Here is a 21,125-nt window from a genome sequence, read left to right as displayed (position 1 = left end):
TTTATTCTTGTAGGCGCTCTTGTTGAAGGAACAGCTATGTGTTTAATTTATACTAATAGGATAACTAAAAAATTATAGCTAGTCTAAGAGTTGCTTATAATGCACATGACGAAAACCGTATAAAGTTTAACCGTGATTTATTTGTATACCTTATTTAAATGATGATTAAAGGGAGTTTAATGAAACACGAAAGAATAACGTTAAGTAAAAATATAAAGGGTATTTTTTTATTTACTTTCTTCTTTGTGCTCACCATTACTCTGCCTATGATCTCATACAGTGAGGTGACACTCGTTTTTGAAGCTTTGAATCAACATAAGCTAATCTTTGAGGAGAAGAGTTTTAGTGCGTGTTTAATTTTATATACGCCAGCATTTGCAATGCTTACTCGACTGATATTCTTAAAAGTAAGAAATATTGAAATAAAGCCTGAGCTTTTAATTAAATGGTATAAGGTCTGTGGGGTTACTCTGATTTTGCTATTGATTTCAGTTCCTACTTATACCTACTTTATTGAAAGTAAAATTAAAAGTGAAGGCTACACTGTTTGTAATTCATATAGCACCTCTAGGGGGGCAGATATTTGGGTTACCTCTCAACACTACTGCATTGAAAAGGGTTACAGAGTCAGCTCAGAAATAATAGATTGGTTAAAACAACAAACGACTGAGCCAACACCAGAAGATGTTATAAAAAAAGTAGATGAGCTACTCGCTAATAATCCTTAAAGATTTTTTATGTGTAATTTAAAAAACGAGCCTAACTTGGCTCGTTTTTGTTTTACTGATAGCTGACAGCTAAAAACTGACCGCTTCAACTTTTGACCGCTGCTCTTCTAATCAGGATCATACCCCAAATTAGGCGATAACCACCTTTCGGCTTCTGCGAGCGTCATATTTGTTCGCTTAGCGTAGTCTTCTACCTGATCCTTCTGTATTGCAGCAACGGCGTAGTATTTCGCTTGTGGGTGTGAAAAGTACCAACCCGAAACCGCAGCACCTGGCCACATGGCGTATGAGCTGGTGAGCTGCATACCAATGCGCTTTTCGGTATCGAGTAGTTGCCAAATTTTCTTTTTCTCGGTGTGCTCTGGGCACGCTGGGTAACCCGGTGCTGGGCGAATACCTTGGTAGTTTTCGCGTATTAATTCATCGTTACCCAGGTTTTCATCCGGTGCATAACCCCAATACTCTTTACGCACTTGTTCGTGCAAGTATTCAGCAAAGGCTTCGGCGAGCCTATCAGCAACAGCTTTTACCATTATTTTATTGTAGTCGTCTTGCTTGGCATCGAACGCATTAGCGAGGTCGTCTTCTTCTAAACCGCCCGTTACCGCAAACGCACCAAAGTAGTCAGGTGTGCCTTTTGGCGCAATGTAATCGGCTAGGCAGTAGTTAGCAAAGTCGGTTTTTTCGGTTTGCTGGCGTAAATGACATGAGGTAGTTAATAGCTCTTTTCGCGTTTCGTCGGTGTAAATTTCTATATCATCGCCCACACGGTTTGCTGGGAATAAACCAATAACACCTAATGGTTGCAAAGTGCCTGACTTTTCAAGCTCATCGAGCATATCGTTGGCATCTTTAAACAAGCTTTGTGCTTGTTCGCCCACTACTTCGTCGGTCAATATGCGCGGATATTTACCGGCGATTGACCAGGTCATAAAGTACGGCGTCCAGTCTATGTATTTACGTAAAGTCGAAATTGATACATTTTTAAACTCAGTCACGCCCAACTTTTTAGGCACGGGTGGTGTGTAGTTATCCCAATCGAGCTTGGCTGCATTATCGCGGGCGCGCTGTATGGTAACTGGTTTTGAGCGCGGCTTTTTGCGTGCTTGTTGTTCGCGTACTTTGTCGTACTCGGCAGTGGTTTTAGCTAAAAATTCTGCTTTGTGATCTTTAGAAAGTAAATTAGACACCACACCCACGGCGCGGCTGGCGTTATTTACATACACTACGCCTTTGTCGTACTGCGGCTCTATTTTCACTGCGGTATGCGCTTTTGAGGTGGTTGCCCCACCAATCATGAGCGGCAGCTCAAAGCCACGACGTTTCATTTCTTTGGCAACATGTACCATTTCATCAAGCGATGGGGTAATTAAGCCCGAAAGGCCTATAATATCGGCTTTTTCGTCAATCGCGGTTTGCAGTATTTTATCTGCTGGCACCATTACGCCAAGGTCGATTACTTCGTAGTTATTACATTGTAGTACTACGCCAACAATGTTTTTACCTATGTCGTGCACGTCACCTTTTACGGTAGCCATAACAATTTTACCGTTGGTGGCGCCTTCCTCTTTTTCGGCTTCAATGAATGGGTCAAGGTAGGCCACGGCTCGCTTCATCACACGAGCCGATTTAACCACTTGGGGTAAAAACATTTTACCGGCACCAAATAAATCCCCAACCACGTTCATGCCATCCATGAGCGGCCCTTCAATGACGTGAATAGGTTTATCGGCGCCAGCACGGCACTCTTCGGTGTCTTCATCTATAAAGGTGGTAATGCCTTTTACAAGGGCGTGTTCTAGGCGCTTTTCAACCGGCCATGTGCGCCATTCTAAATCTTCTACCCGCTCGGCTTGTGCCATGCCTGAATATTTAGGCGCAAGTTCAACAAGGCGCTCGCCCGCGCCGGGATCGGTGTTAAGTATTACATCTTCTACGGCTTTACGAAGTTCCTCGGGGATGTCGTCGTAAACCGCAAGTTGCCCTGCGTTTACTATGCCCATATCCATACCCGCTTTTATAGCATGGTATAAAAACACCGAGTGAATCGCTTCACGTACTGGGTTATTACCTCTAAACGAGAACGATACGTTTGATACCCCACCCGACACTTTACAGTGCGGTAAGTTTTGCTTAATACGGCGGGTGCCTTCAATAAATTCTACGGCGTAGTTGTCGTGCTCTTCTATGCCGGTGGCAACGGCAAATATGTTGGGGTCGAATATAATATCTTCTGGCGGAAAGCCAATTTCGTCGACTAAAATACGGTAGCTGCGCTCACAAATTTCAAACTTACGGTCTGCAGTATCGGCTTGGCCGTCGGTATCAAATGCCATCACAACAGCGGCGGCGCCAAAGCGTTTTATAATTTTAGCTTGGCGAATAAACGGCTCTTCACCCTCTTTGAGTGAAATGGAGTTAACAATGGCCTTGCCTTGAATACACTTTAAGCCTGCTTCTATTACTTCCCATTTAGAGGAGTCGACCATAATAGGTACTTTAGAAATATCAGGCTCTGAGGCAATTAAGTTTAAAAACTTCACCATGGCCGCTTTTGAGTCCAGCATGGCTTCGTCCATGTTGATATCAATAACTTGGGCGCCATTTTCTACTTGTTCGCGAGCTACATTAAGGGCTGTTTCGTAGTCTTCTTCCATGATCAAACGTTTAAACATGGCCGAGCCAGTTACGTTAGTACGCTCGCCGACATTGGTAAATACTGCAATTTGTTGGGTCATTGGCGGCTCCTTAATTTAAGTTACAGGCTTCTAGGCCTGATAAACGCATACGCACTTCAAGCTCAGGTAATTTTCGTGGTGCTGTGCCTTCAAGCCCTTTGGCAAAGGCACGAATGTGCGCAGGCGTAGTGCCGCAGCAACCGCCAACAATATTAATAAAGCCCGATTTACCCCAATCTATGATCTCTTTTGCCATGTCGTCTGCTTCTAAGTCGTATTCTCCAAACTCATTGGGTAAGCCCGCGTTAGGGTGAACAGAGACAAAGGTTTCGCACACGCGCGATAGCTCTTCAACGTATTGGCGCAGTAAATCTGGCCCAAGGGCGCAATTTAAGCCAATTGAAAGCGGCTTAATATGGCGAATAGAGTTATAAAATGCTTCGGTGGTTTGCCCTGAAAGCGTACGGCCTGAGGCATCGGTAATAGTACCTGAAATCATCACTGGCAATGTGCGCCCTGCTTGTTCAAACGCTTCTTCTACTGCGAACGAGGCGGCTTTTGCATTAAGCGTGTCGAATATGGTTTCGATTAAAATAATATCTACACCGCCCTCCATAAGCGCAAGGGTTGACTCAACATACGCAGTCACTAACTTATCAAAGGTGATATTACGATAGCCGGGGTCGTTTACATCCGGCGATAACGAACAGGTTTTAGACGTTGGCCCTAACACACCGGCTACATAGCGCGGTTTTTCTGGGGTTTTGGCGCTAAATTCATCACATGAAGCGCGGGCTAACTTAGCCGACTCTAAATTGACTTCACGGCTTATACTCGCCATGTCGTAATCTTCCATCGAAATGGTGGTAGAGTTAAAGGTGTTAGTTTCGATAATATCGGCACCAGCGGCTAAAAAGCTACGGTGTATTTGAGTTATTATTTCTGGCTTGGTTAGGCTTAATAAATCGTTGTTGCCTTTAATAAGCACGTGCCAATCTTTAAAACGTTCACCACGGTAGTCTTGCTCTTCAAGCTTATGCGCTTGGATCATGGTTCCCATTGCACCATCTAAAATTAAAATGCGCTGTTTGAGCGCAGCGCTCAGCTCTTGATGCTTATTGTTTTGAGGATTATTCGGCATAGTTGTTAGTCCTTACGTCTTGGCTAACTAAGTTAATATCATAGGGTGTGGTTTGGTAAACGTAATAATTTAACCAGTTTGAAAACAGCAAAAACGCGTGGCTTTGCCATGTTTTAGACGGTTGCTTGCTGGCATCGTCATCAGGAAAATAGTTTTCGGGCTTTGGCGCATCAGGGCTTTTTTGTAAATCGCGCTCATATTCGGCTTTTAAACTGTCGGCATCGTATTCTGGGTGGCCGGTAATAAACACTTGGCTGCCCGATTTATTTTTAAGTAAATAAGCCCCGACTCGTTCAGAGCCCGCTAATACCACCAGCTCTTCACAGGCGTTTATTTTATTTATATCTATGTGGCCATAGCGTGAGTGCGGCACTAAAAAGGTATCGTCAAAGCCGCGGGTAAGTGCACCATGGGCAAAGTAGCATTGATGGGTAAACACCCCACACAGTTTATTTTCTTTTAAATCGCGCTTTAAATTATAACGGTGATATAAAGCCGCGTGGGCAGCCCAGCACGAAAACAAGGTAGAGGTTACATGCTGCTCGGCCCAATCAATAATCACTTTGAATTCTTCCCAATACGCCACCTCTTCATACTCTAAATGTGCGAGCGGCGCACCGGTAATTAATAGTGCATCGTAATTATTGTTTTTCACTTCTGAAAAGTAACGATAAAAGGTATCTAAGTGTTGCTCTGAGTTACTACTGCTACGATGCGTGTCAAGGCGCAGTAGCTCTACATTTACTTGCAGCGGAGAATTAGCCAACAAGCGAATAAACTGAACTTCGGTTTCTACTTTATTAGGCATAAGATTAAGAATAGCCAAACGCATAGGGCGTATTTCTTGCGTTTTTGCACGTGTTTTTGGCATTACAAACACGTTTTCATGACGTAAACGTGCAATAGCTGGCAATTCGTCTTCTACTGTAATTGGCATTCTTAAAGCTCCTGCTCATAAAAACCGAGAATTAATACGCTCTCATTATGAACAGAATGTGAAAAATATCAACCTCTAGATGTATAGATGTCTAAATGAAATTTATTCACGCGTTTTGTACAAATTGAATATGTACTTTAAAACAGCCCCATTCGTTGACTGTTTCACCTGTGAGCCACTACAATACAGCATTGAAATTTTTATTATTATTGAAGGCTTCTTCCATGGTTTTACCTGATAAGTTTATATTCTCGATGAGTCGAGTATCTAAGGTTGTGCCACCAAAACGCACTATCTTAAAAGATATTTCGTTGCATTTTTTCCCAGGCGCAAAAATTGGTGTGCTAGGTCTAAATGGTTCTGGTAAATCATCATTACTACGCATTATGGCAGGTGTTGATGAAGATTTTGAAGGTGAAGCTCGCCCTCAACCAGGCACTAAAATTGGTTACTTGCCGCAAGAGCCTGTTTTGGACGAAAGCAAAACAGTTCGTGAAATTGTTGAAGAAGCTGTGGGTGAAGTAAAACATGCCCTTAACCGCCTTGACGAAGTTTATAACGAATACGCAATGGAAGGTGCTGACTTTGACGCACTGGCAAAAGAGCAAGGTGAATTAGAAGCGATTATTCAAGCGCATGATGGTCATAATATCGATAACGTATTAGAGCGTGCTGCCGATGCACTGCGTTTACCTGAGTGGGATGCTAAAATTGAGCACCTATCGGGTGGTGAGCGTCGTCGTGTTGCTATTTGTCGTTTGTTACTTGAAAAACCAGACATGCTTATTCTCGATGAGCCAACTAACCACTTAGATGCTGAGTCGGTTGCCTGGTTAGAGCGCTTCTTACATGACTACGAAGGCACCGTTGTGGCAGTAACGCATGACCGTTACTTCCTTGATAATGTTGCTGGCTGGATTTTAGAGCTTGACCGTGGTGAAGGTATTCCATGGGAAGGTAACTACTCGTCTTGGCTTGAGCAAAAAGATGCCCGCTTACAGCAAGAGCAAAAATCTGAAAAAGCACGTCAAAAATCAATTGCACAAGAACTTGAGTGGGTGCGTTCAAACCCTAAAGGTCGTCAAGCTAAGTCAAAAGCACGTATGGCACAGTTTAGCGAGCTACAACAGTCTGATTACCAAAAACGTAACGAAACCAACGAGCTGTTTATTCCACCTGGCCCACGTTTAGGTGACCAAGTATTAGAAGTAAACAACTTACGTAAAAGCTTTGGCGACCGTGTTTTAATTGATGATTTAAGCTTTAGCATGCCTAAAGGCGCTATTGTGGGTATTATTGGTGCCAATGGTGCAGGTAAATCAACGCTATTCAAAATGCTAAGCGGTGAAGAGCAGCCAGATAGCGGTAATATCAGCATTGGTGAAACAGTAGAACTGGCAACTGTTGATCAGTTCCGTGGCAACATGGACGAAAGCAAAACGGTATTCCAAGAAATCTCTGATGGCCAAGATGTACTAAAAATTGGTAACTTTGAGTTCCCAAGCCGTGCTTATGTTAGCCGTTTTAACTTTAAAGGTAACGATCAACAAAAGTTTGTTAAAGACCTTTCAGGTGGTGAGCGCAACCGTTTACACCTAGCTAAGCTGTTAAAAGCAGGCGGCAACGTAGTACTACTGGATGAGCCAACCAATGACTTGGACGTTGAAACATTACGTGCCCTTGAGAATGCTATTTTGGAATTCCCTGGTTGTGTCATGTGTATCTCGCATGACCGTTGGTTCCTTGACCGTATTGCTACACACATTTTAGATTACCGTGACGAAGGCCAAATTAACTTCTTTGATGGTAACTACACTGAGTACGAAGAGTGGCTTAAAAAGACCCTTGGCGCAGAAGCTGCACAGCCTAAGCGTATTAAGTACAAAAAAATTGGCTAATAGCCACAGTGAATAAGTTAAAAGCCCTGCATTTTATGCGGGGCTTTTTTATGCGAGCTATTTTTATCTTTGAGCAAATTGGCGTGTTGAGCATTACCAGCTATGCTTATTATAAATAACAACTTTATAAGATTATTATGCAAAACCGTCGGCAATTTTCTCGTATTATGTTCTCTACAGCAGCGCAATTGGAAACGGCTAGCTCCCAGTATGCATGTACCCTATTAGATATTTCTTTACATGGTGCACTGATCACTAAAAGCGATGCCTTTACAGGCAACAAAAATGACGAAGCAATATTACGTTTTACCTTGCCACAAAGTGATATTGAAATAAAAATGCCGGTGGTTATTCGTCATATAGAAGAAAATCATATTGGTCTTAAATGTCATAACATTGATATAGACAGCATTACGCATTTAAAGCGCTTGGTTGAACTAAACCTTGCTGATGAAACATTATTACACCGTGAGCTTGAAACGCTTATTTACCAAACATAAATAGACGCACTGCGTGAAGTTGATTACCATAATCAAAAATAATTAAACGACGCAGATATGAGTTTAAATCCCAATCTACCTTTAGTTTATCATCCTAATTACTCGTTTAGTTTTGATCCCAAACACCGCTTTGTAATGAGTAAATTTGCACAGCTACACCAGCATGTTAAAACCCTTGGGCTTGCTGGCGATAATATCATTGAGCCACCACATGGTCGTGTTGAAGAGTTAGAAATAGTACATTGTGAAAACTACATTCACGATTTATGGCATAACCGCCTAGATGAAAAAGCCATGCGCCGTATAGGCCTACCTTGGTCACAAGCACTAATGAACCGCACATTTACCGCCCCATTAGGGACACTGCAAACCGCGCGTTTAGCACTTAAAAATGGGCTTGCGTGTCATTTAGCAGGCGGCACTCACCATGCCCATAGTGATTTTGGCTCGGGTTTTTGCATGGTGAACGATTTAGCTTTTACCGCACAAACGTTAATTCAAAACCGTGAAGTGACCAACGTACTGATTTTTGATTTAGATGTTCACCAAGGTGATGGCACCGCAGCCATGCTGGCTCATCAACCTTATGCGTTTACCTGTTCGATACACTGTGAGAAAAACTTCCCATTTAGAAAGTCTCCTAGCGATTTAGATATTGGTTTAGCCAATAATATGCAAGATGCTGAATATTTAGGTATTGTTGACGATACCCTGCAATTTTTATTAAACGAGCTTAACCCAGATCTGGTTTTGTATGATGCTGGGGTTGATATTTGGCAAGAGGATGGCTTAGGCAAACTGGATATTAGTTGGCAAGGAATAGAAAAGCGCGACCACATAGTGCTTAAGCGTTGCCTTGCAAATAACACCCCGGTGGCCACTGTGATTGGTGGAGGCTATGACAGAGATCATCAGCGCCTAGCAAAACGTCATGGCATTGTTATAGAGCAAGCTGCCAGTTTTTAATTATACTTTTAACTGACTCGGCGTAATACCTGTCCAACGCTTAAATGCACGGCGAAAATTAGGAATATCATAAAATGCTAAACGCATCGCGACTTCTTCATTGCCTTGCTGACACACCCCCAGTAAATAAAGCGCTTTAAGTTTGTTTTGTTCATCTTGTAATTGTGAATAACTAAAACCATGCTGTTTCAGTTTGCGCTTAAAAGTCGCCGAGCTCATAGCAAATTGCTCTGCAGTACTAACGAGATTATTGTTTGTATTGTGGTAAATGGATAGGCAAACTGCCTCAACAAAAGACAAAGATACATTTTTAGGCAATTGACTTTGCGCTATGCACTGCTGCCACCGCAATGGGCTTGACTCTGGGTTTGAGCACTTAAGTAATTGTTTATTAAAGTGCCAACGGGTGTAGGGTTGTTCAAACCGAACCCGTAAGCCTAAGTGCTGCTCATACTCTTGAATATGCCGCGGGCGCTTACAGGTAAAATCAAAATAACACTGTGGGTAGTGATCACTCACTCTTTTAAGTAAGCTAATTAACGCGGCACTATATATTTCAAAACAATAATTTTTTAATGACTCGTCCATACCGATACTCGGTTGCAAGTACAGATAAAAATCATCTTGAAAAATATGCTTACGGGTAAAAAATAAAGGCGCAATAACAGTGCGGATCTGTTGTAATTGCTTCAAAGCCATACCTAAACTTGGGCTTAAACGCACACTTTGCACCGCAGGGCTAACATCATTAACCAATTGATGACCCAGTAAAAAACCACTGTCGTTACTCTTCATTAAGGTTTTAAACTGGCTAATTAAAGCCAATAACTGCGATAAACTAAAACGCTGTGATAGGTCATATAAATCTTGCTCAAAAATACCCGTACCACGCAGCAATTTATGCAGCGGGATCCCTCGTCCTTGAGCAAGCTCCACCAGCGCAGTGATAATCCCCTCGGCGCTGAGGTATTTATCGTCTAAGCTAATATACTGCTGCACCTACAAGCGCCTTCTGTTGTTGTAATTGTTGATGTAGCTGGCTGGTTTGCTGCACTGGATCTTGCTCTAAATCCATTGCCATGGTGGCGGTTAAAATATGCTGAAACTGTGCACCTTTGCTTTTTGCGACTTTAAACGCACAGTGATTAAGCGCCGCTTTCATTTGCGCTAATAGCTCATTGGCTTGGCTTTGGCTGGTATTCGGCATAAGTACAATAAAGCAATCACCGGCATAGCGACATAGCACATCGTTTAATCGGCAATTCATTACTAATAAATCACTAATTTCTCGTAGTAACCTATCGCCTTCACTAAAACCAAACTGCGCATTAAACTTTGCAAAATCACGAATATCAATAACACCTAAAGTGGCGGATTGCTGCTCTGTTTGGCGTTGCTGCATCAGTGAATGTAAGTAGTTAACTCGGTATAACCCTGTTACAGGACAGACTTTTTCATGCTCTCGCAGATGCGCTTCTCGACGACGCAATTGGCGATTTAAAACAAATTGTTCTTGATGCCAATAATAAAGCCCAACACTGGTAAGCGACATACCAAACGGCGCTGGCAGTGATTCAAACCAAGTGAGCCATAATTGTGGTGGTTGTTTTAACCACTCATCGAGTAAATCGAGCGTGGCGGAGAACATAAACAAACCCAAACCTAGCACCAATAAGGTGGTTACTTTGCCTGGCGGACGTGAAATAAGTAATGCAACTATCCAGCTGAGAGTCATCAACACAATCCCGCCCTCACCGACAATATCGAGCCACGCAATGTCTTGCCATTGCTTAAGTTCGCCAAAATAAGTACATATTGCTACAGCCATAACTAACAATAAAATGATGGTGTTGGTTAATTTTGCATGGTTGGTAAATGGGTTATATCGCATTAGGGTGGCTTCTTTAGTCTATGTTGGTCTGCATGCTAGCTTAGTCATGCTGTGTTCGTCAGGGTCATATTGGCTCATTGATATGACATTGAGATTAAAATTTATAGGTATTTAACCTAGTAATAACCATCTTTAGTGCGCTGGAGCCGTGTTTAAACAGCTCAAATGTCTGTTTAAAAAGCACTAAGTTGGCGTTTTGTCAGGAATTAACGGTAAAACTGTCACATTAGCGTCATTAACTTTTTTTAGTTTGCTCACCAAACCAAGGACAACCGGAGCAAATCAATGAAACAATTTAAGTTAAATGCTGTTGTGGCGGCGTTAGCACTGAGCCAATTTAGTGTTAGCGTGAATGCACAAGAACAAACATCACCAAGAGAACCTGAAGTAAAGGTTTCTGAAGAACTTGTGGTATATGGCGAGATTGGTTATCGCAACCGCTCGCAAGAACTAGCGCCCACGCTTGAATACTCACAAGAATACTTTCAGCGCTTTGAACCACTCACCGCAGGTGATGCATTAAAGCGTGTTCCTAGTGTTACTTTTTTATCTGATGTACTGGAGTCAGACGGCGCACGTATGCGCGGTTTAAGCCCTGCTTACACAAAAGTACTTATTAATGGCGAGGAAGTTCCGGGCGCAGGTGCTGACCGTTCATTCTTTGTTGACCGTATTCCTGCAGAATTAATTGAGCGTGTAGAAATTATTCGCTCATCTAGTGCCAACCGCTCTGCCGATGCCATAGCAGGTACGCTTAATATTGTACTACGCGATGGCTATAGCTTAGACGGCGGTTATATTCGCGCTGGTGGCTTACGTTATGATGATGGCGAAATAAAAGAGAGCCTTGCGGGCGTTTACGGCACTGAGTTTGCAGGTGGGCGTTTACTGTTAGGCGCTAATTTACAAGGTCGTTATAACCCAAAACAAAAATCAAGCAGACGTTATGGTGATAGCCCTGAAAATAACCCGAATTACGCAACAGACGATTTTGATAACCGTGAAGATCAATCTGATACCCGTGATGGCGATGATACCTCTTTAAATGCCAGCTTTGAGAAGGTATTTGATAATGGCGGTAAGTTTGACATTAGTGCTATGTGGGTTGATACCGACCGTACTGAAGACGAACGCTCTTTTGAATACGACAACCCAACGGCAACGTCAGGCTCTGTTGTTGAAGGGGGTAATTTACTCTCAGATAACGCAAACGTTTCGTTTATTAATCAAACCAACTACAACATTAATTCTGGCTATGAATTACCTCTGCTCGGCGGCACCAGTAAATTTAAAGTGGGTTACGCCAGCTTTGAAGAGTCTGTTTACGAACAAGAAGTTGAGCTTGATACCTCAGAACTTCCAATGGTATTTGAAGAAGCAGAAGAAACCGTTGATATCGATGATAAAGAATGGTCATTACAATGGCAGCACAGCTTACTAGTAGGTGATTCAAAAGAAATTCAATTTGGTGCTTTTATACAAGGCAAAGAGCGCGATACCGCTATTTTTGTCGCTGAAGATGAGCTTGAAAAAGACTTTACCAATTGGGATCAATTTACTAAGAATCCACTGACTCTTGCCGGTTTTGACAACGCCTTTGAACCAGTGGCTGGTGGCGTTAATACCCTAGAAGAAGACCGTTTTGATTTATTTGCGCTAATCAAGCATGAAGCGGATGTGTTCTCGTGGGAGATGGGGGTGCGCTGGGAGTCAACTGATTCAAGTATTACTGATACCAATGAAGGCGTAACTGCCGAGAATGATTATGACTTTTTCTTACCGTCGGCTCACTTTCGTTATAGCATCAGCGATAACGGCCGAGTCAGTGCCTCTATTGCTCGCAGCTTACGCCGCCCTGACTTTGACTACATGACACCCGCCTTACTTGAAAAAGAGCTCGCCGATAATGACTTTTTAGGTAACCCAAACCTTAAGCCAGAATCATCTTGGGGTATCGATTTGGGTTACGAATACCGTTTAGGTAAAAGTGGTGTTGTTGGTGTAAACGTATTTTACCGTGACGTTAGCGACCTTATTGAAATTGCCAGTACCGGTGTTGAAGGCTCAGAAGGCGAAGGCACATTTGTGCTGCAACCACAAAATACCGGCGATGGCACAGTTCAAGGTATTGAGTTTGATTTATCAACTCCACTAAGCGCCTTGAACATGCCTAACACTGGTATCTTCTTAAACTACTCTTGGCTCGACAGTGAAGTTGAAGACAGCTTTGGTAAGCGTAAATTTAATGACCAATCTGATTATGTTTATAACGTAGGCTTTATCCAAGATTTACCAACACTTGGCGCATCATTTGGTGCCACGTACCGTAATCAAGGTGATGCATACGGACGCTTTGTGGGTGAAGAAGTGACAACCTCTTATGGTGCTGATTTAGAGTTATTCGTAGAAAAACGCTGGGAAAATGTAACGCTTCGCCTAGTTGGTTCAAACCTACTTGATGCCAGTAAAGATGAAGTTTTCAACAAGTTTGACTCTCTTGATGATCAAAATAATCGTAACTTTGATGAGTACGAGCTTGAGTCTGAAGAAGCAGGTCCTGTGATTCAAGTAATGCTACGTTACGCATTCTAATCACACGTATTGTCATTTTAAGCACGTATTGGCAAGCCATCGCGTGCTTTTTTGGAGTTAAAACATGTTTAAATTGTCTTTCATAATGGCCGCGCTACTGTGCTCATCAGCGCTTAGAGCTGGTGAATCCGTTATTTATAAAGATACGCTATATCAACAACAAAAAATAGCCAAGTTAACTACGTTATCTAATAGCCTTAACTTTATGGTTATTGGTGATTGGGGACACAACGGCCACTTTTATCAAAAAGAGGTGGCTCATCAGCTAGAAATCGCCATGTACCAAACCGATGCCGATTTTGTTGTCTCGACCGGCGATAACTTTTACCCAAATGGTGTGGCAAGTGTGAACGATCCTCTTTGGCAATCAGCCTTTGAGAATATATACCACGGCCCTCACACATTTGAAGATTGGTATGTTGTTTTGGGTAATCACGATTACCTTGGTAATGCTCAAGCACAAATTGACTACACAGCAAAAAGTCAGCGCTGGCAATTACCAGCAAGGTACTACAGTAAAACATTTGCACTTGAAAACAACGAGCAAGTGTTAATGGTTTTTTTAGATACCAACCCGATTCAACCTGAATATAAAACCCGTGAAAAATACCGCTCAACCCAAAGTCAAAACTATCAAACACAATTGGCATGGCTTGAAACCCAACTAGCTGGCAGTAACGCAAAATGGAAAATTGTTGTTGGCCATCACCCGCTCTACTCTAGCGGTAAACGCTTTGATCGCAACCAAGGTCTTCGCGACATTTTAGAACCTATTTTAGAACGCCATAACGTGCACGTTTATATCGCAGGGCACGAGCATGACTTGCAATACAATCAACCAAAAAATAGCAAGGTGGCTCACTTTGTCTCTGGTGGTGGCAGTGAAGCACGGTTTGTAAAACAACGTGAATTTACCCGCTACGCAGAAGCAACACCGGGTTTTTTAAGTATCTCTATCAATGGCGAAACGCTAACAATGAGCGCGATTAATCACCTTGGTGAAGTACGTTTTAGCACTAAAAAGCACCTAGATAAGTAAAGGATAAAATAATGAACTTTAAACTAAATACAATTTCAGCTGTGCTTGTCAGTGCACTCCTAATGACTGCAGTAAGCGGCTGTACAAGTAATGACGATACACCAAATAATGCAGCAGTTACAAAACCATATATTGAAAAAACAGACATTGAAACCAAATTATTCGGCCCACAACAAAACATGCAAGGCTCACAAGCAGCAGCTCTAGGTAATAATCAATGGCTAATGGCGAGCGAAAGCCAGGGCTTATTACTTGCCGATAACGAGAAAAGCCGTGTGTTGCTCGCCGGTAACTTTGAGTCAATTTCACTGAAAAAAATAGCAGCGCAGCAATTTTTATTGGCAACTCTAGATAACAACCAAGATAATGTGGTTATTTTTAAGCTTATAAAAAATGGCCAAACTTGGCAGCTAAATGAACTCACCCGTATTAGTCCACCTCAAGCCCAGCCCGATGCCGTGTGTTTATTTAAAAATAGCAATAACGAAACTGTATCAGCATTTGTGCCAGATGTTCGCGGCTTGATCAGCGAAACGGTTATTTATGATTTAGCCACTAACCAAGCTAAAAATATCGCAGTACGTGAGTTCTCTGCAGTCACTGAGGCTTCAGGTTGTGCTGTTAATGATGACACCAAAACTCTGTATGTGGGTGAAGCAGAGCTCGGAGTGTGGGCTATTAACGCGGATGCAGAATCTGATGCCAATAAGCAGCCTGTGGCTTTGGTACAACCCTACGGCGAATTAAACAGTGAAATTGGGGCCCTATCGGTATCACAAGACGGTACTTTATGGCTGAGTGCCACTGATGGTAATGTGGTTTATGCTTACCAAGCTCAAACAGACAAGCTAAGCCAATGGTCACTGGCAGGTGCGTACACAATAGAGTCTGTTGCAGCGAGCTTTATCAATGACAGTCAAGCCCAGCTGGTATTAATTGATGATGAAACAGGCGCTTACATTCAAGCAAACGTTAACTACACAGCGCAAACAGCGACTTCACAAAACAATGTCGCGATGACTCACCTTCATGCCAGCTCACAAACTACACCGGTTGCTGCGTTTGGTGATGCAGCAGATGATCCGGCTATTTGGATTAATGAGCAAGACGCTAAAAAAAGCTTAATTTTAGGCACTGATAAACGTCGCGGCTTGATGGTTTATGACCTTGCTGGCAGCAAAGTACAATCGCTTAATGTTGGCCGTTTAAATAATGTTGATGTGCGTCAACATCAAGGTATAAACAACCAGACCCATACGTGGATCACTGCCAGTAACCGTACTCTTAATAGCATTAGCGTATTTACTGTAGATGGCGATAACCAAGTAAACCATGTGACAGAAATAGCCACTAACCTACCTGAGATTTACGGCATGTGTATGTATTCCTCTGAGTCTGGCCATTACGTGTTTGTTAATGATAAATCAGGTTTATTTCAGCAGTATAAACTCACCGGTGAGCAAAGTAATTTAAGTGGTGAACTGGTTAGAGAGTTTACTCTACCAAGCCAACCTGAAGGCTGTAGTGCTGATGATAATCTAGGCCAACTATTTGCAGGTGAAGAAGATGCAGGCATTTGGTATATCGGTGCAGAGCCTACCGCTGGTAACAAAGCAGTAAAGCTACAAAGTGTTAATGAGCAACTGGTGGCAGATGTTGAAGGTATGGAAATTTATCATGCTAATGATGCTCGCTATTTAGTAGTATCAAGCCAAGGCGATAATAGCTATGTGCTTTATAAAATCTCAGATGACACAGAGCCTAGTCTAAGCTTTGCAGGTAAGTTTAATGTAATTGCAAACCTAGATAAAGGCATTGATGGCGTAGGTGAAACTGACGGTTTAACCGTTACAGCAACGGCTGTGCCTGGTTATCCTGAAGGCATGCTTATAGTACAAGATGGCTACAATCGCATGCCTCTCCAACCACAAAACTTTAAAATTATTGACTGGCGCGAAGTGAAAAAAGCAATTAGATAATAGCTAACCCTAAATGTACTGATACACGCTAAAGCTTTAGTGTGTATCACGTTTAAGCTTTACTAAAATATAACTAAAGATAATTATGTATAAATGTATACTACACTTTATATCTATAAATTAATTGAGGTTATTATGCGGCTACCCTACTTCGTATATTTATTTATCAGCATTATATTTTGTACCAGCTCGCTTGCTAATGCCGAAGAGCCACCAGAACTTCCGCCATTAAACCCCAAATATGAAGCAGAGCATGCCATGGTGTTGGTTAATAAAGGTTCAAGTGTATACGCGATTAACATTCCAAGCTTTGAGCTTCCTTATGATGTACATGTTATGTACAAGGTAGATGTATCTGATATTCCATTTTTAGATTTAGTACGTGACGCTGAGTTAGTTACCGTAAAATCAAAGCCGTTTAATATTCAACGCTTAATGCGAGGCGAAGAAGTCGCGATTACCGCAGATGTGTATCTTGGAGATTTTAGACAAGGAGGTAGCTTAGTTTACAGTGATAAATTAGTAGAGCTTAGCGAGCAGTTATTTACTCGTGAGCTAACTGATTTAAGCCCAGCCTCAAAATGGCAACAGTACGATATGGTTACGCTAAAAAATAACGAGCGTATTTATATTCACCAAATAACTCAGCCACCAAGCTATCATCATATAATGTTTGTTGATTTAAGTGGTGCCTGTTTACAAAAGTTTCGCACCTCAAATGAAGTGCCCTCTGCTGGTGAGCTCAATTATAAGTTTATAAATTGTGGCACATTGAAACCGATGTTTTATGATGCTGAAAGCTTAAGTAAATAATTTAGCCTTGTTTTAGGGACGAAAAAAGGCTCCTCGCAATGCTCAGAGCCTTTGGTTAACTTTGGGAATTAACTCGGTTCATTGATCGTTTTAGATCAGTTTAGCGCCACTAGTTGTGGCGCAATTGTTTGATAATCTACCGCCATGGCAATACTCAAAGCGGTAATATTAATAATAGAAAACGCAAACACTTGGCGTGCCCAACGGGTAGTATCTATGTTGTAGCGGTATCCTCTAAGTGCCATGAGTAACCACCAAAAACTCGTAATACAGGCAACGGCCATAAAGGCAGCACCGGTATAACCACTAATTGGCAATAGCATCACCACTAAAGCATATACCGCAATATAAAGCACAATATGGCGCTTAGCTTTGTTAACACCTTGCGCCACGGGCAATACTGGAATATTAGCGGCTTGGTAATCTTTAAAGCGAAAAATAGCAATCGCATATGAGTGCGGCATTTGCCACAAACTAAACATCACCAGCAGTATTAATGCGCCCATATCGAACACACCCGTAACGGCGCAATAGCCAACAACAGGTGGAACTGCGCCCGATAGACTACCAATAAAGGTGCCGTAAACAGAGTTGCGTTTCATGTAGAGGCTGTACACCCCTACATAAATGACATAGCCAAAGGCGGCAAAAAATACCGCCGCTTGAGTGGTAAAGGCGATTAATAAGCCAAAGCCAATTAGCCCTAATAACACGCCATGGCTTAAAGCGGCTTTTGCAGACATTTCGCCCGTTACAGTTACACGTGAGCGAGTACGTGCCATAGCAACATCAATGTCTCTATCTATAACATTGTTTATGGCACATCCCGATGCAACAACAAGCGATAAACCAACCAAGGTAACCAACATTAACCATGGGTCTATATCACCGCGGGCGGCAAGTAAAAAACCACCGGCAACGCTGATCAAATTCCCCATAATAATACCTGGCTTAGTAACAGCTAAATAACGACGAAACATCTGAAACCTCTAATACATCATCATTGCGTTTGATTCATAAATGATCCAAACAGACAGTCCAACCACCATGACGATGATCAACGCGCTAAACAAGAAGGTAAAGGTATTCGCTTTGCCTTCATCGGTGGTGAAATTAAGGTGTAAAAAGTATTTTAAATGCACCCAAATTTGCACGATTGCAAAAGTAACGATACTCCAAAGCGTGGTGACTTTTGAAAAATCGCCCTCCATCACCATCCAAAATGGAATGGCCGTTAAAATCACTGACAAAACAAAACCAATAAGATAGGTTTTAACACTGCCATGCGACTGTTCATGATGTTGGCTTTGCATTTGCGTTAAAGCATGCGTTTCACTATGACTCATTACATTGCTCCCATTAAATAAACAACGGTAAATACACAAATCCACACAATATCTAAAAAGTGCCAAAATAAGCTTAAGCAACTTAAGCGCGTGACGGTTTGTTTACCTAAACCGCGCTTGATCACTTCTATCATCATTATGCTCATCCAAATAAGGCCTGCAGTTACATGTAAACCATGCAAACCCACTAATGAGAAAAACGATGTTAAAAAAGCACTTTGCTGTGGGCCATTGCCATGAACAATTAAATGATGGAACTCATAAATTTCCATGCCAATAAACACCGCGCCTAAACAAAAAGTAACCGCGAGCCAACCAAGCGTCAGCGCCTTTTTTTGCCCTTGAGCGGCAATCATGGCAAAACCAAAGGTAATACTACTTATAAGTAGCGCCGCAGTTTCTACGGCAACAAAATCAAGCTCAAAAATATCTTTGCCCGATACACCACCTGCGGTGTTCATATAAAGCACTGCGTAGGTTGCAAAAAATGAGGCAAATAAAAGGCAATCGGTCATTAAATAAAGCCAAAAGCCAAAGATTGTATCGCCAGAGGTATCGTGATGCTCATGCGTATGACTTACGCTATGAGGCTCTAAATTTACATGGCCTTGAGTTGCAGATAACGTACTCATGCGCTTACCTCCTTCGTATTACTGGCAATATGCGCGCCTTCAATTTGTAATATTTCATCGTTTTGCACGTAGTAATCAACATCGCTGGTGTAAGCGCGGTTAATAAATAGCGCAATTGCACCAATAAAACCAAGCCCTGCTAACCACCAAATATGCCAGATCATGGCAAAACAAAACGCCGTTAAACTCGCAGCAATAAGCACACCCGATGCGGTATTTTTTGGCATATGAATTGGGCTATAGCTAGATTTACCTTGATAAGCTAGGCCTTTTTCTTTCATGTCAGTCCATGTATCAATATCATCAACATGCGGGATTTCAGCAAAGTTATAGTATTGTGGCGGTGATGACGTTGACCATTCAAGGGTGTGACCGTTCCAAGGATCGCCGGTGGTATCATCAAGCGCTTCGCGGTTTTTAAAGCTCACATAAAGCTGAATAACTTGGCAAATAATACCGAACATAATAATCACGGCGCCCACTGCAGCAATGTAAAGCCAGATATTCCAATCAGGATTATTAGAGTGATTTAAGCGACGAGTCATGCCTAAAAAGCCGAGTACGTACAATGGCATAAAGGCTACAAAGAAACCGATTAACCAACACCAAAATGATGCTTTACCCCAACGTTCATCAAGCTTAAAGCCCATTGCTTTGGGGAACCAAAAAACAAAACCAGCTAAGTAACCAAATACTGCGCCACCAATAATGGTGTTATGAAAATGAGCGATTAAGAATAAGCTGTTATGCAATACATAATCGGCACCAGGGATTGCTAGTAATACCCCCGTCATACCACCAATACTGAAGGTAACCATAAAACCAAGCGTCCACAGTACGGGCACAGTAATGCGCAAGCGACCACGGTAAATAGTAAACAACCAACTAAATAACTTAACCCCAGTAGGGACAGCAATGACCATGGTCATTACCCCAAAGAAGGCATTTACATTAGCGCTTGAACCCATAGTAAAGAAGTGGTGTAACCATACAATAAAGCCAAGAATAGAAATGGCACCGCTGGCATATACCATCGATTTATAACCAAATAAACGTTTACCAGTGAAAGTCGACACTATTTCAGAGAAGATACCAAAAGCTGGTAATACTAAAATGTATACCTCTGGGTGACCCCATGCCCAAAACAGGTTGATATACATCATGGCGTTACCGCCTGCTTCATTAGTGAAGAAGTGGAAATCTAAATAACGGTCTAGCGTTAGCATGGCGAGCACTGCGGTTAAAATTGGAAATGATGCCGCAATTAAGATATTTGCCCACGTACATGCCCATGTGAAAATTGGCATTTTCATCAGAGTCATACCAGGGGCACGCATTTTAAATACTGTCACTAGGAAGTTAACAGCGGTTAATAGCGTACCGAGCCCCGATATTTGCAAGGCCCAAATATAATAATCGACCCCCACCCCAGGGCTAAAGGTCAACTCCGACAACGGTGGGTAAGCAACCCAGCCTGTTTTAGCAAATTCACCAAATATAAGTGATAAATTTATTAAAATGGCGCCACTAGCAGTAAACCAAAAACTTAAATTATTTAAAAATGGAAAAGCCACATCACGGGCACCAATTTGCAGTGGTACAACAATATTCATTAAACCAATCATAAATGGCATCGCCATAAAGATGATCATAATAACGCCATGAGCGGTGAATATTTGGTCGTAATGCTCTGGCGGTAGATAGCCTGGCGCGCCACTGGTAGCAAGCGCTAACTGCGCACGCATCATAATGGCATCAGAAAAACCACGAAACAGCATGATTAGTGCTAATAAAATGTACATAACGCCTAAGCGTTTATGATCAACCGAGGTGATCCAGTCACGCCAAAGCACACCCCATTTTTTATATTTTGTTATTAGCCCAGCTATAATAAGCCCGACAACAGCAATCACCGCCATGGTAACCATGATAATAGGTTCATGAAACGGAATTGCATCTATAGATAATTTACCTAAAAACGACAT

General features: G+C 42.2%; 17 protein-coding genes. 8 read left to right on the top strand and 9 right to left on the bottom strand.

Features of this window, described 5'->3' with window-relative positions:
- Positions 1-179: 179 nt before the first annotated feature.
- The gene (locus tag PISS_RS04340) at positions 180-728 is read left to right on the top strand and encodes a hypothetical protein (RefSeq protein WP_058154311.1); all 549 of its coding nucleotides are present in this window, start codon (positions 180-182) and stop codon (positions 726-728) included.
- A 107-nt stretch (positions 729-835) separates the two neighbouring features.
- Here PISS_RS04340 and metH read toward each other — a convergent pair whose 3' ends face one another.
- Genes metH through PISS_RS04325 form a run of 3 tightly spaced genes read right to left on the bottom strand, consistent with a single transcriptional unit; the run spans position 836 to position 5,484 of the window.
- Positions 836-3,466 (bottom strand): methionine synthase, encoded by a 2,631-nt coding sequence (metH, locus tag PISS_RS04335; RefSeq protein WP_058154310.1) that lies wholly within the window; start codon positions 3,464-3,466, stop codon positions 836-838.
- A gap of 10 nt (positions 3,467-3,476) precedes the next feature.
- Positions 3,477-4,547, bottom strand: coding sequence for a homocysteine S-methyltransferase family protein (locus tag PISS_RS04330; protein ID WP_058154309.1), 1,071 nt, complete (start codon positions 4,545-4,547; stop codon positions 3,477-3,479).
- Positions 4,537-5,484, bottom strand: a complete 948-nt coding sequence (locus PISS_RS04325; RefSeq protein ID WP_028835473.1) for a homoserine O-succinyltransferase — start codon at positions 5,482-5,484, stop codon at positions 4,537-4,539. The genes PISS_RS04330 and PISS_RS04325 overlap by 11 nt, the downstream gene beginning before the upstream one ends.
- Before the next feature lie 224 nt (positions 5,485-5,708).
- Between PISS_RS04325 and ettA the strand changes: the two genes are divergently transcribed.
- The 3 genes from ettA to PISS_RS04310 all read left to right on the top strand — a co-directional run bounded on the left by ettA (position 5,709) and on the right by PISS_RS04310 (position 8,848).
- Complete coding sequence (gene ettA, locus PISS_RS04320; RefSeq protein WP_024601901.1) at positions 5,709-7,382, top strand: energy-dependent translational throttle protein EttA; 1,674 nt, start codon at positions 5,709-5,711, stop codon at positions 7,380-7,382.
- 137 nt (positions 7,383-7,519) lie between these two features.
- Positions 7,520-7,882, top strand: a complete 363-nt coding sequence (locus tag PISS_RS04315; RefSeq protein WP_013464365.1) for a PilZ domain-containing protein — start codon at positions 7,520-7,522, stop codon at positions 7,880-7,882.
- Positions 7,883-7,939: 57 nt separating this feature from the next.
- Positions 7,940-8,848 carry a histone deacetylase family protein gene (locus PISS_RS04310; RefSeq protein ID WP_058154308.1) on the top strand — a complete coding sequence of 303 codons (909 nt, stop codon included), beginning with the start codon at positions 7,940-7,942 and terminating at the stop codon, positions 8,846-8,848.
- Here the strand turns inward: PISS_RS04310 and PISS_RS04305 are convergent, their stop codons facing one another.
- Positions 8,849-9,847: an AraC family transcriptional regulator gene (locus tag PISS_RS04305; protein ID WP_058154307.1), complete on the bottom strand. Its 999-nt coding sequence runs from the start codon at positions 9,845-9,847 to the stop codon at positions 8,849-8,851. It abuts the gene before it with no gap.
- Positions 9,831-10,739 (bottom strand): GGDEF domain-containing protein, encoded by a 909-nt coding sequence (locus PISS_RS04300; protein ID WP_058154306.1) that lies wholly within the window; start codon positions 10,737-10,739, stop codon positions 9,831-9,833. Before PISS_RS04300 ends, PISS_RS04305 begins: the two co-directional genes overlap by 17 nt.
- Positions 10,740-11,024: 285 nt before the next feature.
- On the opposite strand from PISS_RS04300, the gene PISS_RS04295 reads away from it, so the two are divergent.
- The 4 genes from PISS_RS04295 (at position 11,025) to PISS_RS04280 (ending at position 17,162) form a co-directional block, all read left to right on the top strand.
- Entirely contained in the window at positions 11,025-13,331 is a 2,307-nt protein-coding gene (locus PISS_RS04295) for a TonB-dependent receptor plug domain-containing protein (RefSeq protein WP_058154305.1), read from the top strand.
- 64 nt (positions 13,332-13,395) lie between these two features.
- The gene (locus tag PISS_RS04290) at positions 13,396-14,370 is read left to right on the top strand and encodes a metallophosphoesterase (protein WP_058154304.1); all 975 of its coding nucleotides are present in this window, start codon (positions 13,396-13,398) and stop codon (positions 14,368-14,370) included.
- An 11-nt stretch (positions 14,371-14,381) separates the two neighbouring features.
- Complete coding sequence (locus tag PISS_RS04285; RefSeq protein ID WP_058154303.1) at positions 14,382-16,349, top strand: phytase; 1,968 nt, start codon at positions 14,382-14,384, stop codon at positions 16,347-16,349.
- 135 nt (positions 16,350-16,484) lie between these two features.
- Positions 16,485-17,162, top strand: coding sequence for a hypothetical protein (locus PISS_RS04280; protein ID WP_058155465.1), 678 nt, complete (start codon positions 16,485-16,487; stop codon positions 17,160-17,162).
- A gap of 95 nt (positions 17,163-17,257) precedes the next feature.
- Here PISS_RS04280 and cyoE read toward each other — a convergent pair whose 3' ends face one another.
- The 4 genes from cyoE to cyoB are packed head-to-tail and all read right to left on the bottom strand — an operon-like array spanning position 17,258 to position 21,125.
- Positions 17,258-18,142 (bottom strand): heme o synthase, encoded by an 885-nt coding sequence (gene cyoE / locus PISS_RS04275; RefSeq protein ID WP_008111919.1) that lies wholly within the window; start codon positions 18,140-18,142, stop codon positions 17,258-17,260.
- A gap of 9 nt (positions 18,143-18,151) precedes the next feature.
- Positions 18,152-18,508, bottom strand: a complete 357-nt coding sequence (cyoD, locus tag PISS_RS04270; RefSeq protein WP_058154302.1) for a cytochrome o ubiquinol oxidase subunit IV — start codon at positions 18,506-18,508, stop codon at positions 18,152-18,154.
- Positions 18,508-19,140 carry a cytochrome o ubiquinol oxidase subunit III gene (gene cyoC / locus PISS_RS04265; protein WP_008111916.1) on the bottom strand — a complete coding sequence of 211 codons (633 nt, stop codon included), beginning with the start codon at positions 19,138-19,140 and terminating at the stop codon, positions 18,508-18,510. The genes cyoD and cyoC overlap by 1 nt, the downstream gene beginning before the upstream one ends.
- On the bottom strand, positions 19,137-21,125 hold the full coding sequence (cyoB, locus tag PISS_RS04260) for a cytochrome o ubiquinol oxidase subunit I (RefSeq protein WP_024601893.1): 1,989 nt from the start codon (positions 21,123-21,125) through the stop codon (positions 19,137-19,139). The genes cyoC and cyoB overlap by 4 nt, the downstream gene beginning before the upstream one ends.

It is taken from the genome of Pseudoalteromonas issachenkonii, assembly GCF_002310795.1.
GTDB lineage: Bacteria > Pseudomonadota > Gammaproteobacteria > Enterobacterales > Alteromonadaceae > Pseudoalteromonas > Pseudoalteromonas tetraodonis.
The sequence above is the reverse complement of the archived record's forward strand: the minus strand, read 5'-3'. Positions and strand labels throughout refer to the sequence as shown.